We start from the raw sequence: 21751 nt of genomic DNA, 5'->3' as shown, positions 1-21751 counted from the left end.
TTGCCTTTCTAAATTATATGGTTATAAGTTAGAATTCTGTGAGAAGTTGGCGGATTATCAGCTTTAATCAATAGTAAACGTCCTATTCAGCCAGATTTCCTCCAAATTTAAAGCAGCTCTATAAAATATCGTTAATACGTTGAACATAAGGCTCTTTATCATAGGCAGAGTATAGCAGGCTTGCTACGCGTATTGGGTCTCCAAAGAAAAATCGCTCATATATAGTTTGCCTCGTACCGAATGGACTCATCGTGAGATCCCAGGCTAGTCGAAACAATTTTACCCGCTCTACAGCAGAGGCAGCCTTAGCCTGCATATAATGATCGAGATCCTTTCTAATGGGTGAGTTAAAATCATTTTCTGTTGGAATAGACATAAGCCCGCTTGCTCCTAATAGCTGAATGATTTCTGTCAGCCTTGGGTAGATACGCGGAAAAATAGTAATAGCTGCGTGCAATGTTAATCGATCTGGCTCCATGAGTCCGAAACTATTGACCTTCGCTTCCATCTCCGATTTCATTAACAGAGCTTTTAATGATTCCAATGCTACGATTACCTCTGTCGCCTTTTCCTGCACGTGCTGGTACTCTGCTATATTAATAGTTTTAATAATTGATTGTACAATTCCTAGGACAAATTCAGTTTTAATAATCTGTCTAGCTATCACCTGATGAAGGGAGAACGAGTGGAAGGAGCTACTAATCATAAAGTCATTTGCAACGGTCGTATCATCATAAAAAAATACACGCTCCCAAGGGATTAACACATTATCAAAGACTACAATGGTATCCATCTCTTCATACTTGGAGCTAAGTGGATAATTGAAGGTTGACTCGCCACCAACTAGTGACTCACGACATATAAATTTTACTCCCTTCGTATTACTTGGGATAGAAAAGCAATAGCCCTTTCCTTCCTCTAATGAAGAACCTGTAGATAGTACTAATATTTCATCGGTAATTCCACCCTGTGTAGCAAGAAGGCGCGCACCTTTTATAATGATTCCTTGATCATTTTCACCAATAACCTTTGCCGCAATCGGCTCCTCTGCAGTTTCTAAATAGTAATACGCTCGATTCACTTGGGGCTCGATAAAGCTATGAGTCAAAGTTAAATCATTTTCTCGTACATATTCATAGTAAGATCGGAAATACTGAGGGAAACAGTTTTTTTTGCCTTCTAATAATTTAACAGAAGAGGCAAATGCCATTAAGGTCGTATTCATATAATCAGGACTTCTACCCATCAATCCATGAGTTACTCGAGCCCATTCCTGCACCATCATTCGTTTTTTTGCCAAATCTTCTTTTGACTTAGGCTCTAAAAAGGACAAGCCGACTAAATTTCCCGTGGTTGGCGAAGCATAGGTTAATATTTCTTTGTATTGAGGGTCATGCTGCATATCAAACAACGCCGCCTGGGTCTTCATAATGCCTTTGAATGCCGGATGCTCTGATATGTTGCCTGTTACTTGCTTTCCATCAATCCATACTTCAGAATTCAACCTATTTATGCGTTCTATATACTGTTTTCCATTAATTGCAGGCATAAACACACTCCTAAATGTAACTTCAAATTATTTAATTTATCTGCTTATATTATTATTTTTTTTCTAAATTGGTGACAAAGAATAAGGGGTATCATTTGACTTACTAAATTCAGTATTCTAGGATAACTATTCAAGGAATAATTTTTTCATAATTATAAATAGTGATATATTCTCTAAATACAATTAAATAAATAATAAAGGAGTCATGCAAAATGAAAAAGTTATTAGTTGCTATGGTAGGTTTGTCACTACTTGCTGGTTGCTCCGATGGACAAGAAAAAGCTACAGATGGAACACTCACCGAAAACAGCTCTAAAGCAGAACTACCAAAGCAAAACCAAGTACTAAAGGACTTTCCTGAATTCCCAATTCTAGATGACATTATTGATTTACAAGTATATGTGGCAGATATTGAGACGGATAACAAAGGGTCACGAATAATTTTCTTTGAAGATTCTGATGGCAATAAAACATATAAAAGTGTTTTTGTTAAAGACGAGAATTATTTAAAAGTCATTCAGCTTAATGATGAAGGCATTCTTTACAATGAAATATTATAAAAAAACAGTCCCCGAATTCCCTCGGGGACTGTTTTTTTGTATTCAAGCTATAATATTTCATTAAAGTAGTCATTCTTCAATTATCCGTGTTTTATCGGCAAAGTGGATTTTATGATATTATTTCTTAATCAGAGCTTTGCTTTTAAAGTTTTTCCCATTTGATTAATGTAAGTAGTAATGCCATCAAACGGATTATCTATTGTTTTTCCATGACAAACCTCTAGCTGTTTCGGCCTTATATCATTTATGGCAGAAATTCCGCTTTCTGTAGCCTGCTTCATATCTCCAGTAAACATTGGCATAGGTTGATGCAGTTTTCCATTGCGCGTCGTAAATAAATCTCCGGCCAAAAGAACATCATCTAGCTCATGGTAGTAAACCACATGCCCTGGGGAATGACCCGGAGTATATACCGGCTTAAGTGCTCCTAAATTTTGAAGCTCTCCTGCTACTTCATACAAAGACTGTGTCAGTCCGTTAGGAAGATTCTGCTCGAGCTTCTGTCGTCTTGGGTAGAGTATTTTGCCCTCCGCATACGGAATTTCTTTTGCGTGTGCAAATACCGGAACTTCCTTCCCCTTTACAATGTGCTCAACTGCACCCACATGATCTGCATGCCCATGCGTCAATACTATTCTTTTCAAGGGTCCAGCGTTTAGCTGTTCAATAAACCCCAATATTCCCTTAGCCATTTTTGGTAAGCCAGCGTCCACTAACGTAACACCGTCCTCCTCCACTACTACCCATACTTGAACAGGTATAACTAGCCATATCATCCAAGATCTTATGCTCCAAATATTTTCTGAAACCTGTTTAATCTTCAATTTTTTCTCCCCCTATACATTTCCCCTTCATACCCTCTAACATAATCTCTACTGCCAAATCGAATGTCGGAATCAATCTTTCCATTAGCACTTCAAGCGGCTCGTGCTGGTAGGAATAGGTGCTAAGTATGCCATTTAAATTAAAATAAAATATACGAGAATAGGCTAGAATTTGCTGTTCTGATTTAATTTGCAGACAATTTGTAACAGCTGTTTTTAACAAATTAAATATAGAAAGACGTAATTTATTTATTTCCGTCACCGGCTCTTCATCTACCCTAGAAGACATTTCGTTAAAAAATATGCTATACATGCTCTTGTTTTGTAGACAGAAGTAAATATATTTTTTGCTAATTGTTTTTAATTTTTCTTCTGCTGATACATTCGTTTGTTGAAGCGTTTGTTCCATTTGAATGTATAAATCATTCAGATGTGGCATGGACAACTTGTAAAGAAGAGCCTCTTTATCCTTATAGTAAAGGTAAATAGTGGTATGAGAACATCCGGCCAACTTTGCAATTTCTCGTATGGTAACAGCATCAAAACCCTTTTGAGAAAATAATTGCTCTGCTGCATTGATAATTTCTTTCTTCGTTTCGTCTGAACGTGCACTTTGTCTATTTGTCATCTAATCACCTCAACTAACCATTGGTTATATTATAACCAATGGTTAGTGTTGTGTCAAAAATTGCTCTAAAGTCCTTTAAGACCTCAGAGCATTTTCTTTGCTTATAAATGGAAGCAACTCAAACATAATCTTTGTCTACGCCTGTAAGGTTACTCCTCTAATGTCTCTTGTTTCTCTTCTCCTTTAACAAAATAGCTAATTGTGTTACCCTCTGTATCGATTTCGATAGCTTGGTCCACATCTACGGCAATTCTGTGCTCAGCAATTACTTGTTCATCTGTTTTAGAGTATTTATAAGTTGCTAGTGTTTTATTTTTATCGTCACTTTCTTGTGTGATGAGTAGCTCAGATCCATTATTAAATGTTATTTTATCGTTTAATATTTCTATTTTCATATTGGTTTCGATAGGTATGTTTTGTGAGATTGCCCACTTTTCCTCAGTCTCATTATACTTCCCTATTAGTAGGCCTTGGGGTTCCTCTTTAGCTTGCGTATAAGGAATAACGACTTCTGGAATAGTATCCTCGTCAAATTGAACAATTACTGCTTGTCCAAATTCTGGCTCAGTTAGTTCATTTTCCTCCCACCATTTGCTTTGGTTAGATAATGCTAGCCATTCTTCATCTGTTACCTCAAGTGAGAACTCCTCATCTTCAACAACGTCTTTCTCACTTCCCTCAACATCGTTATCTTTCTTCACTGTTGTCTCTTCATCTGAGCAGGCTGCAAGTAGTAAACTAAGTGCAGCTAAAAATAATACTTTTTTTAACATACTAGACCTCCTTTAAAAGATGAATGTGCGTAACACTTTGTGTTTAATAACAAAATTCGACATTCATTTTATCTATATAGCCTAAAAACATGGCTGATAAACTCAATACAGGAAAATTTAGTATTTAATTGATTGGAAACATGAATTTTAGATATTCATTCATTTTAAGAACCTTCTTTGAAGAACCACTCATAAATAAGACCAAATCACGAGTGAGTTGGCCTTAGAAGAGTTAAATTATTGCTTTTAGGAAGAAGTTACTTGCCCGCCGTTTACGTGAAGTGTTTGGCCAGTTACAAACCGAGAATCATCTGAAGCTAAATAAACAAAAGTAGGTGCTAGCTCAAATGGTTGACCCTGCCGCTCCATAGGATTGCCAACTTGTGTGACCTCATCTGCAGAAAAGCTAGCTGGGATCAGTGGTGTCCAAATTTTTCCCGGAGCAATTGCATTGACTCTAATCCCTTGGCTTACTAGGTTATTTGCAAGTGCCCGAGTAAACCCTACATTAGCAGCTTTAGTAGCGGTATAGTCCATCAAATGCTTATGTCCCTCATATGCTACGACTGAGGCAGTTCCTCCATAATGGAGAAGGGTTTTCTGAAGTTAATTAATAGGAAAGCCAGCCTGCATCTGCTGTTATGACAGTTCCATTAACAAAGCTTGAATCGTCAGAAGCAAGAAATAATGCTACAGTTGCTATCTCTTCTGATTTACCCATTCTTGGATTGTTGCCCATTCCTAATCGAATACGCCCCATTCCTTTTTCACTCACACTCGTCATAGAATTATTTATGTTAGTTTCTACCCCACCCGGTGCGATTGCATTACAGCGAATACCTTGGTCCGCATACATATATCCAGTATTTTTAGTGAACCCCACCACTGCATGCTTAGAAGCAGTATAAGCACCGCCAGCTCTAGATCCTTGCAGTCCACCAACAGAGGCTACATTGATAATAACTCCCTTTTGCTTATCTAAGAATATTGGTAATACCTTACGTGTGGAACGCATGACACTCGTAGTATTAACTGAAAATATTCTTTCCCAGTTGCTATCTTCGATATCCCCAGCAGGCTCAAAGTTGTCCATTATACCTGCGTTGTTCACTAAAATATCAACAGTGCCATACGTATTTACCGTCGTATCAATCAGATTTTGAATATCATCTTCCTTTGCAACATTCGCAGTTATGGCTATTGCCTCTCCACCATTTGCTTTAATCTCGTCGACCGTAGCCTTCGCCGTCTCTTCGTTTAAATCCGAAACAGCGACCTTAGCCCCCTCTTTAGCATAGAGAACTGCAATCGCCTTTCCCATACCTGAACCCGCACCTGTTACTACCGCTACTTTGTCTTGAAGTCTCATTCCAACTACCTCCTCGGTTTGATTGAATGCGCTTACATTATTTTTTTAGTAGTTCACAAATCATCTCTTACTAGCTTTAGTTTAGTTAAAAAAATCCAATTTTACAATAGATAACCTGTGAACATTTTTGAAAAAATTAAACGTTTTTAATTCAATTCATAGAAAAGCCCAAAGACGAATTAATCGTTTTTGGGCTCTCCAACTTACGCTTTTTGTTCAGGCTCCTCTACAGGATCACTTATTAAGCTTGCCAAAACGTGAACGCGTAAAATCATTCCTTTCATCGTTCCTTCCTCGTCTGTTACAACAAGAGGATACTTAGAATCGAGGACTTGCTGAATCAAGTCTTGTACATATTCTTCAGGATGGACTGTATTCACATCCTTTGACATTGTTTCTTGTAAGGATTTCTTCTGCTTCATGCCCTCGATAGCCTGGTCAATGGTAATGATACCTTGCAACTGACGCTTTCTGTCTACCACAAAAGCACTCGAGTTCCCATTCTCTCTCATCACCTGGATTGCAACATTTAGTCCATCCTTTAATGATACTAATCCGTTGGGCTTAGACATAATATGCTCTGCTTGAAGAATTTTAGTGCGATCAATATCTCGTATAAACTCTGATATATAGCTACTTGCCGGATTTTCCAGAATCTCTTCTGGAGTGCCAATTTGCTCAACTTTTCCGTTTTTCATAACCGCAACACGGTCCCCAATTTTAAAAGCCTCGTTGACATCATGTGTGATGAAGATTATTGTCTTTTGAAGGCGATTTTGGATATCAAGAAGCTCTAGCTGCATTTCTCTACGGATTAATGGGTCAAGTGCACTGAAGGGCTCATCCATTAGTAGTATATCTGGATCGTTAGCAAGTGCTCTAGCGATGCCTACTCGCTGGCGCATACCTCCAGAAAGTTCATCTGGATATTGGTTTTCATAACCTTTAAGACCAACTGTTTCTAAATGTTTCTGAGCAATTTCCTGGCGCTCGTTCTTAGACATTCCTCTTATCTCTAAACCATACTCAATATTTTCTAATACCGTACGATGGCTAAACAGCCCAAAATGCTGGAATACCATAGCTATTTTCTTTTGACGATAGTATTTTAACTGTGTCTTATTGTAATCCACGACATTTTCTCCATCGACGTATATAGCGCCAGAAGTAGGTCTATTCAATAAATTTAAACAACGAATTAGGGTAGACTTACCACTTCCTGATAACCCCATAATCACGAAGGTCTCTCCCTCCATGATTTCCATTGATGCATTGTACACTCCGACCGTATGCCCTGTTTTAGCTAATATCTCTTCCTTTGGTACACCCTTCTCTACCATCGGAATAATTTTTTTAGGTCGAGACCCAAAAATCTTCGATACGTTTTCTAATTTTAATTTTACTGTCATGCGGCATCCCTCCTATGTTTCTGAAGGCGATTCGCAATTCCTCCGGTAACGCGGTCGATGATAATCGCTAGGAAAACAATACTGATCCCAGCTTCAAAACCTAGTGAGATGTCTATTCGGTTAATTGCAAAGAGTACTCGTTCTCCAAGTCCCTGCGCACCAACCATAGAACCAACAACCGCCATTGCTAGCGCCATCATTGTTGTTTGATTTATACCTGCCATAATTGTAGGTAAGGCTTGTGGTAGTTGTACTTTCATGAGCATTTGAGAGGAAGAGGAGCCGAATGATTGTGCAGATTCTACAATCTCTTTATCTACACTTCGGATACCTAATTCTGTTAAACGGATTACTGGTGGTAATGCATAAATGATTGTTGCAATAACTGCTGGTACATTTCCGAGCGGAAAGAAGAAAATTACTGGTATTAAGTAGACGAAGCTTGGCATTGTCTGCATCGCGTCTAATATCGGACGCATGATTCTGGACATTGATTTACTAAAAGCCATTCCAACTCCTAGTGGTATGCCTATAACAAGAGACAAAATTACGGAGATTAAAACAATGGAAATGGTGGTCATTGTTTCTGGCCACAAATCAAAGGATCCAATTAAGAAGATAAATGCTGCATATAGCAGTCCTCCATATAGATTATTAAAAAACCATCCAATTAAAAAGATGATAACAATAAATAACCACCAAGGAATTGCTAGTAGACCCGCCTCAAGACCTTTAATCATGGAAGACGAGATGATAAAGATAAAATCAAAGAATGCATCAAAATTCATGGCAAGAAAATCCACGAATTTCTCTACTACATCCCCTATTGGAAATCGTACGTTTGGAAATTCTGTCATAGAATGGGACTGTAAAAGTACAGCCACAACCACCTTTCTTTAGTTAGATTAAGTAATGAATTATTTCAAAGAAGCTTTTACCTTTTCAGCCACTTCTTCGGACACCCAAGCTGTCCAAATATCTTCATACTCTTTCATCCACCAAATAGCGGCTTCATCTGCTTCAACATCATTTTCCTGCATATAGTCTAATGCACTTTCCGTTAAATCGTTACTAGTTTCATATTTACTTAAAAAGTCTACTACGTCCTTAGCTTGTGTTGGTAAATCCTTATGAACTGCAATAACTACATCATTTGGTGGAAACTCAGTTCCTTTTGATTCATTCCATTTTGCTTCGTCGTAAGGTGCGTCTTCTAATAGAGTTAAATCGTAGCTAGCTGTTACCCACGTTGGTGACCAATAATATCCTACCCAAGGCTCCCCTTTTTTATATGCTCCTGCTAAATCTGCAACAATTGCAGAATCAGAGCCGGGTGCTAGATAGTTATATTGTTCGTCAAGGCCATATGTTTCAAGTTTCGTCCCCAAATACTCACTTACTACCCAACTAGATGGAGCTCCGACCACTCGGCCTTTACTGCTATCTTCGGGATCTTGGAAAATTTCTGGATACTTCTCTAAGTCTTGAACTGTCTTTAAATCTGGAGCGATTGGTTCAATTCCTCGTTCTGCATCTCCCTCTATCACGTAAGTTGGAACATATAATCCTTGCGCGTTATCAGCGAAATTAGTAGCTACCTTCATGATATTTCCACTTTCAATTGCTTTTTCGTAGACATCTTTAATGTTATCGGTCCATACTTCCATATAGACATTTATGTCGCCCTTTTCAAGTGATTGCATCGTAGCTGCTGTTGTTCCACTTGTTACCTCGGTTTCATAACCATAACCTTCTTCGATGATAGTTTGAGCAATGCTGTTGTGTAGGCGTATACTATCCCATCCTGCATCAGCAAACTTAATCACCTCAATACTGTCTTTGCTTGTCTCGTTACCACAAGCTGTAAGTACTAAAAGCATGCAAAGTGAAAAAAATAACATAATTTTTTTCATTAGTCTGACTACCTCTTTTCATTCAATTTTTAAATTAGACGTTCGATCGTTCCTCCTTCAATACCTATAAAATAACTGCTAAAATTTCAAAACAATTAAACTTCCTAATACTGAATTTAAAGGACGCCTAATTTATAACTACTAATACTACTAAACAAATTTGTATATTGCAAATTACTTAAAGAGATAGTTGTTAATTTTTTATTTTAATCTGAATATTTAGCATTAATTTAGTAGACCAATACGATTAGATAAATAGGTAAATATTGTACAATATTCTCGTTTAAAAACAGTAATTTTTATCAAGTATTTGATAGATAGTGCTTTTGTATAGTTTTAATTGAAAAGTGCATGCTCACTTGCTTTCTACTAGATTAGGACATAGGATAGTAAGCTTGATTTCAGGTGGACACTTTCTGTTGGGTGAGCGATAAGCCATCCCCGTCGCATACTTACACCTTTCTTACCTCATAAAAAATGCCATGAATACTGGATTCATGGCAGCCTAGATTATAATTTTTTTCCTTTAAACAACTCGATTGTCAGGTTCTTGTCCCTCTAAAACATTTTCAATTGCTTTAGCATTTATTTGCATCATAGCAAGTCTCGTATGAATACTTGCACTGCCTATATGGGGGAGGACTGTAACATTAGGCAAGGTTAAGAGTGGATGATCTAAAGGAACAGGCTCCGTCTCAAAAACATCTAGTCCAGCGGCCCATATTCTTTTATTTAGGAGGGCATCATAAAGGGATTGCTCATCTACGATTCCGCCACGTGCAACATTAATAAGAGCAGAGGTTTCCTTCATCAATCCTAACTCTTTTTTTCCAATCATCCTTTTAGTTTCTGGAGTTAGAGGCGTCAATATTACAACAAAATCAGATTCTTGCAATAATGTTTCTAGCTCCACATATGTAAAGTTATTTTGTTGCTCTGCCTCTAATTTTCTTGTTCTATTATGATATAAGACTTTCATATTAAAACCCTTCGCACGTCTTGCTACCGCTTCACCGATTCTTCCCATGCCTATGATTCCTAACGTAGCTCCAAAAACGTCCATTCCCGTCAGCTGCATCGGTGTCCATGATTTCCATTTACCTGCACGAATATCCTGTTCTGCTTCGGTAATACGACGAGCAGTAGCCAATAACAACGCAAAGGTTAGGTCTGCAGTTGTCTCAGTTAATACACCAGGAGTATTTGTTACCATCACCCCTTTTTCTTTCGCTGCTTCCACATCAATATTATTGAAGCCAACCGCTAGATTACTGATAATTTTTAAATTCGGTAGACTTTCTATAAGTTCCCGGTCCACTTTATCAGAGAGAACAGTCCACAGGGCATGGACGTCCTTTGCTTCCTTTTTTATATCTTCATAATCCATTGGAGTTTCCTCGCTGTGCCACATATTCACCTCAAATTTTTCTCTTAATGGCTGTACAATTTCCTCCGGTAATTTTCGAGTAATAAAAATTTTGTCCATTTAGTTTCCTCCTTATGTTTTCTGATAATTTAAGCATGGACGATTAGAGAAAAGAATTCAACCATATTTACAATTATATTTTTATACGCTATACTGTGGGCACATAAAGAAAACAAATTGTGTAAATTTATACACAACTGTAAAACTACATACCGTTTCTGCACTAGGGGTGCCCACTTTGGCTGTGATGAGAGCTTTTTAGCTCCGATCCCTTATTACTCGATCAGGATAATACCTGCGTGAGGAAGTGCGGTGACTTTCCTTTTTTCATAAGGGTTAGTGGCTGCATCTTCACGGATGTAGCTTTTTTTTATGAAAAAATTGAGGGAGGTTTTTAGGATGGAATGTGGTTTAAGTCCAATTGTAGGGTTTCGTTTTTCCCTACATCCGATGAGCAATGAATTTGTAAGTATTATTAAAGGTGCACTACAGAATACAGATGTATCCAATGTGTGGATGCATACGGATGATGTCTCAACCGTTATCAGAGGAAAACAAGTTCATGTATTTAATGTGGCAAAATCTATTACTCTGAATGCTGCCAAAACAGGGGTACATGTAGCTCTTTCTGGAACATTTTCAGCGGGTTGTCCCGGCGACACCACTGCTGACGTTTATTTAGACAAGGGAGATAAAGTGACAAATAAGGATGAAACAAACCAATATGTTTCTTCTCAATTTGCTTTATACCCTATGAACAATCCTAACTATATGGATGTGATCTACAGAGAGATTGAGCACGCTAAAGTGAAGGGTGTATTCAATGAATCTATGCATTATGCTAGCGGGATTCATGGGGATATCCATGACGTGTTTGCTTATTATGAGGCAGCCTTCAGCAGAGCTAGATCAGAAGAGCACAAGCATTTAGTGATGACTTTATCGATGAGCATTAATAGCCCTTCTCACGGAGATGACCTCCATGCTTAAATCATGGAAGCTAAAAGAAATTGTTTTAATGTCGGTCTTTGCAGTAGTGTTTGGGATTGTTTATTTACTCTTCCTTCATGTAGGAAACATTTGGTCTGGCTTCGTCGGACCAATCGCATATGAGTGGATTTTTGGTGTTTGGTTTATCGTTTCAATTATCTGTATGTACATCATTCGGAAACCTGGGGCGGCGGTTATCTCGGAAACTATCGCAGCAGCAATAGAGGTACTTTTAGGTAATGCCGTCGGGCCACGTCTTATCCTTTCTGGTGTCATACAAGGTCTAGGTGCCGAGGCTGTATTCGCCGCTACACGTTACAAACGGTTTGACCTTTGGGTTTTAATGCTTGCGGGAGCAGGATCCGCAGTTTTTAGCTTTGTGTATGGCTATTTCTTAGGAGGATTTGCCGTTTATACCACTGGATATGTAGTTTTCATGCTAGTTGTTCGTATTTTTAGTGGAACTCTCATTGCTGGTTTAGGTGGAAAAGCTGTAGCTGACGGCTTGCTTGCCACTGGTTCGTTAAGAGGATATGCTATTTCGCGTTCAAAAAAAGGTGATATTCGTGCCTAAAGTTATCCATTTTGAAGATGTCACCTTTTCTTATCCAGACAAGGATACTGCTGTTCTATCAAACTTTTCTATGTCTATCGAAAAAGGAGAGCGTGTCGTCATAACCGGACCAAGCGGCTGTGGAAAGAGCACTTTACTTTATTTGTGCAATCGTCTCTATCCAGAAAATTGCGATGGCATAGTGTCCGGTAGAATAGAACTTTTTGGTAAAGAAAATGATTCCTATCGACCTGGCGAGGTCAATCATCGTATCGCAACAGTATTTCAAGATCCCGATGCACAATTTTGTATGCCAACTGTAGAGGAAGAGCTTGCTTTTACTTTAGAGAATTTACTCGTCGCACGGGAAGAAATGGAGACGAAGATTTCTGAAGTATTGGAGTTAACTAGGTTAACGGATTATCGACATTCCATCATTCAATCGCTTTCTGGAGGTATGAAGCAAAGGGTTGCCACTGCTTGTGCAATGATTATGGAGCCAGAAATATTATTGTTAGATGAGCCTATCACCCATCTGGACCCGTATACCGCAAAACAATATATTGAATGGTTGGACTTACTTCAGCAAAAATCGAGTATAACCATCTTAGCGATTGAGCATAGACTCGACCTATGGGACAACTTCTTTCATCGAACAATTAAGTTAAAGGAAGATAGAATTCCGTATGAAAGCTATACCAAAAGGAAGAGCATGGTTCAAGCAGAAAAGTCTCTGCATGTGGAAAATATTAGTACAAAGCATTTTTTACAGCCAACTTCATTCTCTTTAAATAAAGGAGAAATCGCAGTGCTAGCTGGACCAAATGGCAGTGGGAAATCTACATTATTGAAGGCTCTTTCAGGTATTTTACCCTCTAATGGCAAAGTAAAGCCTAGCATGTTAGGCTATGTACCTCAATCACCAGAATTTTTGTTTATTACAGGGCAAGTGAAGGAAGAGGTTTCTTTCGGTGGTGTTCAAAATACGGAGGAAATGTTGGAGCGACTGAATTTATCTACTGTTTCAGATGCACATCCTTTTTCAATCAGTCATGGGCAAAAAAGGCGCCTAGCTATAGCCATTATGCTTTGTCAGAATCGTGAAGTGATACTGATGGATGAGCCTACTTCTGGCCAGGACTCCGCTACTTTAGCCGAACTGTTTAAAGTAATTGATAATCGTTCTAAGGCAGGTACTACCTTCCTAATTGTTACACATGATATGGAGTTTGCTTATAAGGTTGCAGACACCATTTTACTAATGAAAGACGGAGCAATTACAGGAAAATATCACTCTGACAGCTTTTGGGGTAAAGAAGATTTACTGCTAGAACATCAATTACTCTCACCTAGACGAGGTGCTCTCTATGCACACTAGCCTACATAGGATGAATCCGTCTGTTAAGTTTGTGATAGTAATGATTTGCATGCTGACACTTGCGTTTTTTTTCAATCCATGGACTCCACTTATTTTTTGGTTAAGTATTATTGTGGTGCAAATCTTTTTAAGCCATATATCCTGGAGAAAATGGGGCTTACTGATGCTACCATTTTTTATAGCAGCATTTGGCTATCTTTGGACTACTCTTTTATTTGTAGACAGTAGGACTGGTCCTGTTCTTTGGTCTATCGGTTCTGTTGAAATAACTATGAGTCAACTGAATCACGCCTTGTCCCTAAGCTTTCGCGTTTTAGCTTTTTCTAGCCTAAGCTTGTTATTTGCTTTAACTACCGATCCAATTATATTTATACGTAGCCTAATGCAGCAGTTAAAACTATCTCCAAAAATTGCTTACGGAATTATGGTTGGTTATCAATTTCTACCCCTCTTAAAGGATGAATTTATACTAGTTCAACAGGTACAGAAACTTAGGGGATTGGATGACCAATCAAATATTTTCAAGAGAATAATAGGTTTACGGCGCGTACTAATCCCCATGCTCGCTGGAGCTGTTCGTAAAGCGGAGAAAGTTGCATTTGCTATGGAAGCAAGGGGTTTCACAGGAGAACCAAGAAGGGTTTTTTATCATAAGGTTACTATTGAAAAGAATGATTTCATGTTAGCATTCTTGTTTATTAGTTTATTATTAATCAGTTGTTTCAGTAATTTTTGGTTAGCGTAAAAACAAAGAGAGTGACACCAGACTTGGGTGACACTCTCTTCCTTTAAATACAATCATATTTTATCAGCAAACTTTTGTTTTATATTCTCTTGCCAATGAAATAGTTCTTCTGCTCGCATAGGTTTAGCAAAATAATAACCTTGTAAAATAGGATTTTCGCAGGATGCCCTTAAAAATCCTACCTGTTCTTTTGTTTCCACTCCTTCAAAGACTATTTCTAGTCCGAGTGACGTTCCTAGTGCAATAATAGCCTGTACTATTAAAGAATCTTTATGAGAATTTGGAACTTCCTCAATAAATGTTTTGTCAATCTTTAAGGTAGAGATTGGTATTTGCTTTAAATAAGAAAGTGAGGATACCCCTGTTCCAAAGTCATCCAGGGCAACAGAGAAACCTTTCTCCCTAAATACTCCTACCGCCCGCATTGCTTCTTCAATATTACTTACAAAGCTAGTTTCCGTAATTTCTAACTCTATTTCATTTGGACAGATTTCATAACTACTTGTAATACTTATCAAACGTTTTAGTAGAGCTGAAGAGGTAACATAATGTCCAGGTATATTAATCGCTACTTTTCCTAGTGAAATATTTTCTTTCTTCCATTGGTACATTTGTTTACAAGCCTGTTCTACAATCCAGTCCGTTACCATTTCCATCTTCGAATTTTCCTCTAGTATAGGGACAAAGACAGCCGGAGACAAAAAACCATATTTTGAATTATTCCATCTTAGAAGAACCTCTACTCCTGCTACTTCCACATTTCGTAGATTTATTTTTGGTTGATACACGAGATATAACTCTTTGTTAATCATTGCTTTTTCAATTCCATCGACTAATTCTTTTTCAAACGTATGCGTATGTATGACCGGATCAAACATAATTACTTCATGTTTATGTTCAATGGAAGAGTCATTAAACACAGCTAGGGCATTCGAATAGATTGAATGAAGGTCTCGATAATCCTTTACCGCGGAAATAGCACAAACCCCTGGAAGTACTATTTTTTTGTTTTTAATTGTAATGGGTCTCTTTAAAATCTCCGCTATTTTTTCCATTGCTATTAGCATATCATGGATATTTGTGTCATCAGTAGTTCTCATAATATAAGCGAAACGATTGCTTTCAAATTTAAATAAACGAGCTGATGGCGGCTTGTAATCCGTGAAGATTTTAGTTAAATGTTGAATGACCTCGTCACCAAACATGAAGCTAAACTCTTGATTTATTTTTCCAAAGTCATGTAAATGCCAGACTGCTAGTGTTTGACCAATAACAGACTTTTCAATGTATGATTCAAAGCTTCTACGATTAGGTAGCATTGTGAGATTATCAAAATAATTGGCTCTATATTTTACGTACCTATCCATCATACTAGATAAAAGTAATACCCCTATTAGCATTCCAAGGAAAAAGGTTACAGTTACACCTAGAAAAGTATTATGCATCGAGTGATTTTCTGCAGTTGCGACTAAATAATCTCTCGGGGCGTAAACACTTATTGCTAATATTCCTACATAATGAGTTGTAGCAATTGCACAGCCCATTAAAATGGATGAAAAAGTTTTAGTAATAAAGTTTTTTGTCTTTTTAGATGAATATTTAATGGAAAATAAAGCAGTCTGCGTAAACATGATAGAGATACACAAAGCGATAAATATAGTAGGTCTATCGTAAACGTATTGCACATCCATCTCCATGGAACGGATTCCAATATAGTGAACTCCTGCTATCCCTAACCCCATTAAAATACTTGCAATTATATATTTCCACCAAGATTGAATTGGTTTATTTACCCAATAGAAAAAAATAAAAGATGCTAAAACACCTGGAATTAATGACACAAAAGTCAATATCCAATTGTAATGCATACTGATTGGCAACGTAATAGCGGTCATACCTACAAAATGCATAGCCCAAATTCCCAAACCAAGTGAAATAGATGCTAATATTAACCAAAATAAATAGTGAAAAAAACTATTTTTTTGGACTCTTTCATTTAGCGATAGCGCAGTAAATGAAGCAATACAGGCAACTATAATTGAAATTATCACACCGACCATTGAATACTCCGGTTGTAACTCTATAGAATATATGGGTGATATAGCACTAAAAAACAACTTTGTCATTCCTTTCGACGAACAACTTATCTGTTAAACTATACCATATCAACCAGACATATAACATAAAAACCATAATGTAATTGTATAATTTTGATTAAACATTTTAGTTTATAATATTTTTGTAATATATGTTTGGCGAATTATTGAAAATTGGTTCTTTATGATTATTTATTTTTGTTATATAATTATTGTGAATATTCCAATACTGTTAAAAATAGGTATTATCAGAAAATTATATAGGAGGCTATTAAATGTCATCAGTGGCTCTGCTAAGAGGAATTAATTTAGGAAAGATTAATAAAGTAGATATGAAATCTCTAAAGCAACTCTTTGAAGAATTGGGCTTTCATAATGTACGTACATATATTCAAACAGGAAACGTTATATTTGATAACGGTGATTGTAGCGAGGGAAAATTAGAGGAAGCACTAAGAATCACCTATGGGTTCTCTATTCCAGTTACTTTAAGAACGAAATCTGAATTGGAAGAAGTACATAACCATCCACTTTTCTTAAATGACCAAACCTTTGTCATGTTTCTACAAAGGAAAATTACCAACGAACAGATTACTATACTTAAGGAAATAGTAGAGGACGAGTTTGTAGTTCTTCATAGACGTAATTTGATCATTAATCATTCCAAGAACTATCACCAGACAAAGTATACGAATGCCTTCTTTGAAAAGAAGCTCCAAACGGTTTGCACAGCTAGAAACAAAAATACAGTGATAAAAATATTAGAAAGAATGTAGTATGTTTGACATAAGAATTTCTTATACCTTTTTATGAATTAAATAAATTTTTATTATCAGAAAACTTACGGTAAAGTAAAGTTATTCATAAGGGGGTATGAAGCATGTCGTTTACTTTTAAAAAAATCGATCATATTCAATTAGCTGCTCCAAAGGGCTGTGAAGAAGAAGCTCGCCGATTCTTCACTGGAATTTTAAGATTGCCAGAAATAGAAAAACCACCTCTTCTAAAACAGAAGGGCGGTGTATGGTTTACATTAGGTAGCTATCAAATTCACATTGGAGTTGAAGAAAAGTTTTCTCCTGCCAAGAAGGCACATCCAGCATTCGAGGTGGAAAACTTAGAAGCTCTAAAAGAGCATTTATCCGAACAAGGAGTAAGCTTTGTAGTCGATGCAGAGCTACCAGGAGCTAATCGCATCTACATTCATGATCCATTTGGTAATCGAATCGAGATTTTAGAGTGGATGTGACTTAAAAAAAGCGCAGTCGTGACAAAAATGTTCTTCGATTTCCACTCTGCTTTGGTTTACGCTTTCAGGGGTAGCCAATAAGCCATCACCGCCGCTCACGCATCTTGCAGGAACACTTATATTTGAAAAAACGCCTATGGGAAAATGACTCCCACAGGCGTTTTTATTTTAATTAATTATCTTGTACTTCGTTACGTTTTTTCTTAAATAGCTTAGAAAGAACCTCATAAACGATTGGAACTATAATCAGCGTTAACAATGTTGAACTTGCTAGACCACCGATTACGGTAATACCTAATCCTTTAGAGATTAAACCACCGCCACCACCTGAACCAACCGCAAGTGGAACAAGTGCTCCAATTGTTGCAATGGCAGTCATAAGAATTGGACGTAAACGTGTTGCCCCAGCTTCTAAGATTGCTTCACGCATTGTCATACCATCACGTTCCATATGAATAATACGGTCCACAAGCACGATAGCGTTCGTCACAACTATACCTATCAGCATGAGGAGACCCATCATAACAGATACGGAAATTGTTTCATCTGCAAGCCATAGACCTGCAAATGAACCGATTACTGCAAATGGTAACGAGAATAGGATAGCAAATGGCGCTACACCTTCACCAAATGTTACTACCAAGATGAAGTAAACAATCGCAATCGCTGCAAGCATCGCCACTCCAAGCTGAGTAAATGTTTCATTCATATCTGCAGTTACCCCTGCAACTCCAACTGTTACACCCTTAGGTAAGTCTAATTCTTCAATCGCTTCATCTACATCTGCTGAAGCTTTTGAAATATCATCATCTAGGATTGTAGCTGATACAGTAGCATAGTACTCTCCTTTACTACGCGCAAGCGTATTTAAAGCGTACCCTTCTTCTACTGTTACAATTTCAGACAATGGGATTGTTGTTCCCATTGCTGTCGGAACTTCTTTTGCTAAAATATCATCAATTGATTTAGGTGTTTCTGTTTGTTCTTGTTGTACGATAACCTCTAAAGTATTACCGTCTTTTTCAACTGTAGTTAATACTTCCTGAGTAGTAGTAGGACTTAACATCATAACGATTTGACCTGTTGTTAACCCATATTGTAATAATTCATCCTGTGCTACTTGGAACGTATACTCTACATAGCTATCTTCGGCACTTGAAGAAACATCTTTTAATCCTTCTGTTTCTCCCATTACCCCTTCAACCATAGATACAGCTTCATTTAGTTTATCTAAATTTTCGCTATAGAATGTGTAGCTGATTTCATTTGTTGACATAGACATACTCGAGAAGTTTTGGCTCTTCCATTCGCCGGTTTGACCAATGTTAAAGACATACTCCTCAATTTCTTCACGAGCACCAGGGAAATCTTCCATGTCTTCATCAAAGATCAAGTACATTAACGCTCCGCCTGTACCCCCGCCCATCATAGCAGTCATGTCATTTGCACCGTCACCGTTAATAGATACTTGAGCGATATCGATATCTTTGCGTTTTAGCATCTCTTCTTCAACTTTTGTAACGTTAGCTAAGGTATCTTCTTTTAGTTCACCAGCTTTTGGTGTGTATGTTAAATACATTACTTTTTCTTCTTCACTTCCTAAGAAACTAAAGCCAATTAAAGGAGTAAGCATTAGACTACCTACTAATAATGCAATAGAAACAATAGAAGTAATAATTTTATGGTTCAATGTCCATTTTAGAATTTTCTTATAACCTTCAGCTAATTTGCCTTGCTCTTTGTGATTACTTTCTGTTTTTTCAGCATAAAGTTTTTTCTTAAATAAGAAATGAGACATTGCTGGTACAATCGTAATTGCTACCAATAAAGATGCACCAAGAGCAAAAGTCATTGTTAATGCGAATGGCATGAATAATTCTCCAACCATTCCACCGACGAAGATTAACGGTGCAAATACTGCCACTGTTACTAATGTAGATGAAAGGATTGGCTTGAACATTTCAATAGTCGCTTCACGAACTAAAGCACGACCTGATAATGGCTCACCTTTTAAATGTAAACGACGATAAATATTTTCTACTACTACAATGGAGTCATCAATTACCCGTCCAATCGCAACCGTAATTGCTCCAAGTGTCATAATGTTCAACGTTATATCTAACCAATTTAATAGCAGTAAAGCCATGAATATAGATACTGGTATAGATACAATTGAAATAATAGTAGATTTGAAATCGCGCAAGAATAGCAAAATGATTAATACTGCGATCAAACCACCAAAGACTGCTTTTTCTACCATCGTGAATACAGATTCTTCGATAGGAGCACCTTGGTCTAGAGATACATCAATAACAATACCATCAATGTTCTTTTCTTCTTCTGCGATTAAATCCTTCACTGCATTTACTACCGTTACTGTGTTAGCATCTTGATTTTTTACTATTTGAATTGCGATGGCATCCTTGCCATTAGTACGTGAAACAGACTCTACTTTACCAACAACCTCAACCTGTGCAATATCCCCTAATTTAACAAATGGAGATGGGTTGGTAGCAGATGGAGTCACAGGAATTAGCATTTCTTTTAATTCATCAGCAGTCATAAACTTACCATCGACTGCTACTGCCTGCTCACCTTCTTCAAATTCAAACAATCCTAATGATACAGCCATATCACTTGCTTGAATCATTTGCTTGACAGTGTCTTCTGTTACATCCAATTCAGCCATCTTCGCTTCGTCATATGTAAGCTCCACTTCTTCAATATGTTGACCTGTTATAGTCGCCGATGCAACGCCATCGATTTTATCAATTTTTGGAAGTAAAATATCTTCTACTGTCGATGTTAGTTCTACAATATCCTCTTCTGTACTACTTACACTAAGTGCAACTACTGGCATCATATTCATACTGATTGCTGTTATAGTTGGCTCCTGTGCACCTTCCGGTAAAGATATTTTATCCAAGGCAGATTCCATGGCGCGTTTTGCTTCATCCATGTCAGTGCCGTATTCGTATTCCACTTGAATGCTAGACATACTCGAATATGAATTAGAATATACAGACTTAACATCTTCTAATCCTTCTAATGCTTTTTCAAAAGGCATCGAAACGTCTTCCATTACTTTTTCAGGAGTCGCACCAGGATAAACATCCATCACCATTAAGAACGGAATCGAGATATCTGGAATGGTCTCCATTTTCATTCTTGTACCTGAATAAATACCAGAAACAGTTATAATAATCGTTAATAACCAAACTGCTAGTTTATTTTTCAGGACAAAATTTACTAACCCTTTCACCCTTACACCTACCCTCAATTGACTTATCGAACTCATTTATTTATAATAATGACTAATTGGTCATTTGTCAACAATATGCATTAGGAGCGATTATATATGGTAAAGAAACAACTAATTATGGATAAAGCGTTAGAACTGTTTGCTAAACAAGGTTTTGAAGCTACATCAGTCCAACAGATTACTGACCATTGCGGAATTTCTAAAGGTGCCTTCTACCTTTCTTATAAATCTAAGGATGAACTAATCATCTCTTTTGTAGATTGCTTTATGAAACAAATAATTGCTGATATTGACTCATCAGTCAAAGATTGTTCACATTCTGATGATATGCTATCTACATTTTTTTACACTACCAATAAAGCGTTTCAAGATAACTCTACTTTTGCAAAGATTTTCTTTAAGGAGCAAACCCATACAGTAAATGAAAACCTTTTGAATAGATTGTCTTATTATGATAGTAAGGTAAATGACATTATTTTATACATAATTGATCATTTGGTATTAGAAAATGAAAAGACTAAGTTTGATTTGCTAATTTGTATAAAAGGATTTATGAAGGTCTACGTGGATCTTTTCTTAATCTACGAATTACCTCTACTAGATCTAGATATCCTCACTAAATCGCTAGTAGAGAAGACAAACATCTTAGCTAAGTATTCTACTATTCCTTTTATCACCAAGGAAAGTGCACAGATCTTACAGGATCATATTGAAGGTACTGATAATAATTCAAAACAGATTATTGAATTAATCGAGCAGCTCATAATAGAAATTGAGGAGCCGATTGAAAAAGAATCATTGGAGCTCTTAAAAAATTGCTTACAAAGTGAAAACAATAGCCTCGCCATTATTAAGGGTTTATTGGAAAATATTAAAAACAACCCGCAATGTAAGTGGGTTGCCTATTTAATAAGAGAGAAGTACTCCATTTAACAAGAAAACGTGCATCCCTTTGGGTTGTACGTTTTTTTAAGGAGAAAGTATTATATGTTGCGTTTAACAATAGATGGTTGATTTTCGCTTTAGG

19 protein-coding genes, 1 pseudogene and 1 riboswitch are annotated in these 21751 nt (G+C 37.1%); of the genes and pseudogenes, 8 read left to right on the top strand and 12 right to left on the bottom strand.

Features of this window, described 5'->3' with window-relative positions:
• Positions 1-118: 118 nt before the first annotated feature.
• The gene (gene hpaB, locus MKY94_RS01330; RefSeq protein ID WP_342577851.1) at positions 119-1549 is read right to left on the bottom strand and encodes a 4-hydroxyphenylacetate 3-monooxygenase, oxygenase component; all 1431 of its coding nucleotides are present in this window, start codon (positions 1547-1549) and stop codon (positions 119-121) included.
• 212 nt (positions 1550-1761) lie between these two features.
• Here hpaB and MKY94_RS01325 point away from each other — a divergent pair, with 212 nt between their 5' ends.
• Positions 1762-2109 carry a hypothetical protein gene (locus MKY94_RS01325; protein ID WP_144538399.1) on the top strand — a complete coding sequence of 116 codons (348 nt, stop codon included), beginning with the start codon at positions 1762-1764 and terminating at the stop codon, positions 2107-2109.
• Positions 2110-2237: 128 nt separating this feature from the next.
• Here MKY94_RS01325 and MKY94_RS01320 read toward each other — a convergent pair whose 3' ends face one another.
• The 9 genes and pseudogenes from MKY94_RS01320 to MKY94_RS01280 all read right to left on the bottom strand — a co-directional run bounded on the left by MKY94_RS01320 (position 2238) and on the right by MKY94_RS01280 (position 10511).
• A complete protein-coding gene (locus tag MKY94_RS01320) occupies positions 2238-2933 on the bottom strand; it encodes an MBL fold metallo-hydrolase (protein WP_342577850.1) in 696 nt (231 codons plus the stop codon).
• Positions 2923-3561 (bottom strand): TetR/AcrR family transcriptional regulator, encoded by a 639-nt coding sequence (locus tag MKY94_RS01315; RefSeq protein WP_154311873.1) that lies wholly within the window; start codon positions 3559-3561, stop codon positions 2923-2925. The genes MKY94_RS01320 and MKY94_RS01315 overlap by 11 nt, the downstream gene beginning before the upstream one ends.
• 149 nt (positions 3562-3710) lie before the next feature.
• Entirely contained in the window at positions 3711-4334 is a 624-nt protein-coding gene (locus MKY94_RS01310) for a hypothetical protein (RefSeq protein ID WP_154311874.1), read from the bottom strand.
• A gap of 246 nt (positions 4335-4580) precedes the next feature.
• A pseudogene (locus MKY94_RS01305) lies at positions 4581-4910 on the bottom strand (SDR family oxidoreductase); the annotation flags it as partial.
• A 34-nt stretch (positions 4911-4944) separates the two neighbouring features.
• Entirely contained in the window at positions 4945-5703 is a 759-nt protein-coding gene (locus tag MKY94_RS01300) for an SDR family oxidoreductase (protein ID WP_151111674.1), read from the bottom strand.
• A gap of 203 nt (positions 5704-5906) precedes the next feature.
• A complete protein-coding gene (locus MKY94_RS01295) occupies positions 5907-7112 on the bottom strand; it encodes a glycine betaine/L-proline ABC transporter ATP-binding protein (protein ID WP_144538393.1) in 1206 nt (401 codons plus the stop codon).
• A complete protein-coding gene (locus MKY94_RS01290; protein ID WP_144538392.1) occupies positions 7109-7969 on the bottom strand; it encodes an ABC transporter permease subunit in 861 nt (286 codons plus the stop codon). Before MKY94_RS01290 ends, MKY94_RS01295 begins: the two co-directional genes overlap by 4 nt.
• A gap of 60 nt (positions 7970-8029) precedes the next feature.
• Positions 8030-9025 (bottom strand): ABC transporter substrate-binding protein, encoded by a 996-nt coding sequence (locus MKY94_RS01285; RefSeq protein ID WP_144538391.1) that lies wholly within the window; start codon positions 9023-9025, stop codon positions 8030-8032.
• A gap of 526 nt (positions 9026-9551) precedes the next feature.
• The gene (locus MKY94_RS01280; RefSeq protein WP_154311876.1) at positions 9552-10511 is read right to left on the bottom strand and encodes a D-glycerate dehydrogenase; all 960 of its coding nucleotides are present in this window, start codon (positions 10509-10511) and stop codon (positions 9552-9554) included.
• Positions 10512-10666: 155 nt separating this feature from the next.
• A riboswitch (TPP riboswitch) is annotated at positions 10667-10774 on the top strand.
• Positions 10775-10850: 76 nt separating this feature from the next.
• On the opposite strand from MKY94_RS01280, the gene MKY94_RS01275 reads away from it, so the two are divergent.
• From MKY94_RS01275 to MKY94_RS01260, 4 genes are read left to right on the top strand one after another with little or no spacing between them, the layout of a single operon-like run.
• A complete protein-coding gene (locus tag MKY94_RS01275) occupies positions 10851-11441 on the top strand; it encodes a YkoF family thiamine/hydroxymethylpyrimidine-binding protein (protein ID WP_342577849.1) in 591 nt (196 codons plus the stop codon).
• Positions 11434-12015 (top strand): ECF transporter S component, encoded by a 582-nt coding sequence (locus tag MKY94_RS01270; protein WP_144538389.1) that lies wholly within the window; start codon positions 11434-11436, stop codon positions 12013-12015. The genes MKY94_RS01275 and MKY94_RS01270 overlap by 8 nt, the downstream gene beginning before the upstream one ends.
• Positions 12008-13372, top strand: coding sequence for an ABC transporter ATP-binding protein (locus tag MKY94_RS01265; RefSeq protein WP_342577848.1), 1365 nt, complete (start codon positions 12008-12010; stop codon positions 13370-13372). Before MKY94_RS01270 ends, MKY94_RS01265 begins: the two co-directional genes overlap by 8 nt.
• Positions 13362-14117: an energy-coupling factor transporter transmembrane component T gene (locus MKY94_RS01260; protein WP_342577847.1), complete on the top strand. Its 756-nt coding sequence runs from the start codon at positions 13362-13364 to the stop codon at positions 14115-14117. Before MKY94_RS01265 ends, MKY94_RS01260 begins: the two co-directional genes overlap by 11 nt.
• A gap of 53 nt (positions 14118-14170) precedes the next feature.
• On the opposite strand, the gene MKY94_RS01255 is transcribed toward MKY94_RS01260, so the two are convergent.
• Positions 14171-16177 carry an EAL domain-containing protein gene (locus MKY94_RS01255; protein WP_342577845.1) on the bottom strand — a complete coding sequence of 669 codons (2007 nt, stop codon included), beginning with the start codon at positions 16175-16177 and terminating at the stop codon, positions 14171-14173.
• Between the two features lie 311 nt (positions 16178-16488).
• On the opposite strand from MKY94_RS01255, the gene MKY94_RS01250 reads away from it, so the two are divergent.
• Both MKY94_RS01250 and MKY94_RS01245 read left to right on the top strand, forming a co-directional pair.
• Positions 16489-16989: a DUF1697 domain-containing protein gene (locus MKY94_RS01250; protein WP_342577844.1), complete on the top strand. Its 501-nt coding sequence runs from the start codon at positions 16489-16491 to the stop codon at positions 16987-16989.
• A 104-nt stretch (positions 16990-17093) separates the two neighbouring features.
• Positions 17094-17462: a VOC family protein gene (locus MKY94_RS01245; protein WP_151111679.1), complete on the top strand. Its 369-nt coding sequence runs from the start codon at positions 17094-17096 to the stop codon at positions 17460-17462.
• Between the two features lie 172 nt (positions 17463-17634).
• On the opposite strand, the gene MKY94_RS01240 is transcribed toward MKY94_RS01245, so the two are convergent.
• Positions 17635-20724 (bottom strand): efflux RND transporter permease subunit, encoded by a 3090-nt coding sequence (locus tag MKY94_RS01240; protein ID WP_191697223.1) that lies wholly within the window; start codon positions 20722-20724, stop codon positions 17635-17637.
• A 96-nt stretch (positions 20725-20820) separates the two neighbouring features.
• Between MKY94_RS01240 and MKY94_RS01235 the strand changes: the two genes are divergently transcribed.
• Positions 20821-21657, top strand: a complete 837-nt coding sequence (locus MKY94_RS01235; protein WP_342577843.1) for a TetR/AcrR family transcriptional regulator — start codon at positions 20821-20823, stop codon at positions 21655-21657.
• Positions 21658-21751: the final 94 nt, after the last annotated feature.

The organism is Psychrobacillus sp. FSL K6-2843 (genome assembly GCF_038626375.1).
Lineage (GTDB): Bacteria > Bacillota > Bacilli > Bacillales_A > Planococcaceae > Psychrobacillus > Psychrobacillus faecigallinarum.
Note: the sequence above shows the minus strand (reverse complement) of the source record. Positions and strands in the feature narration are given on the sequence as shown.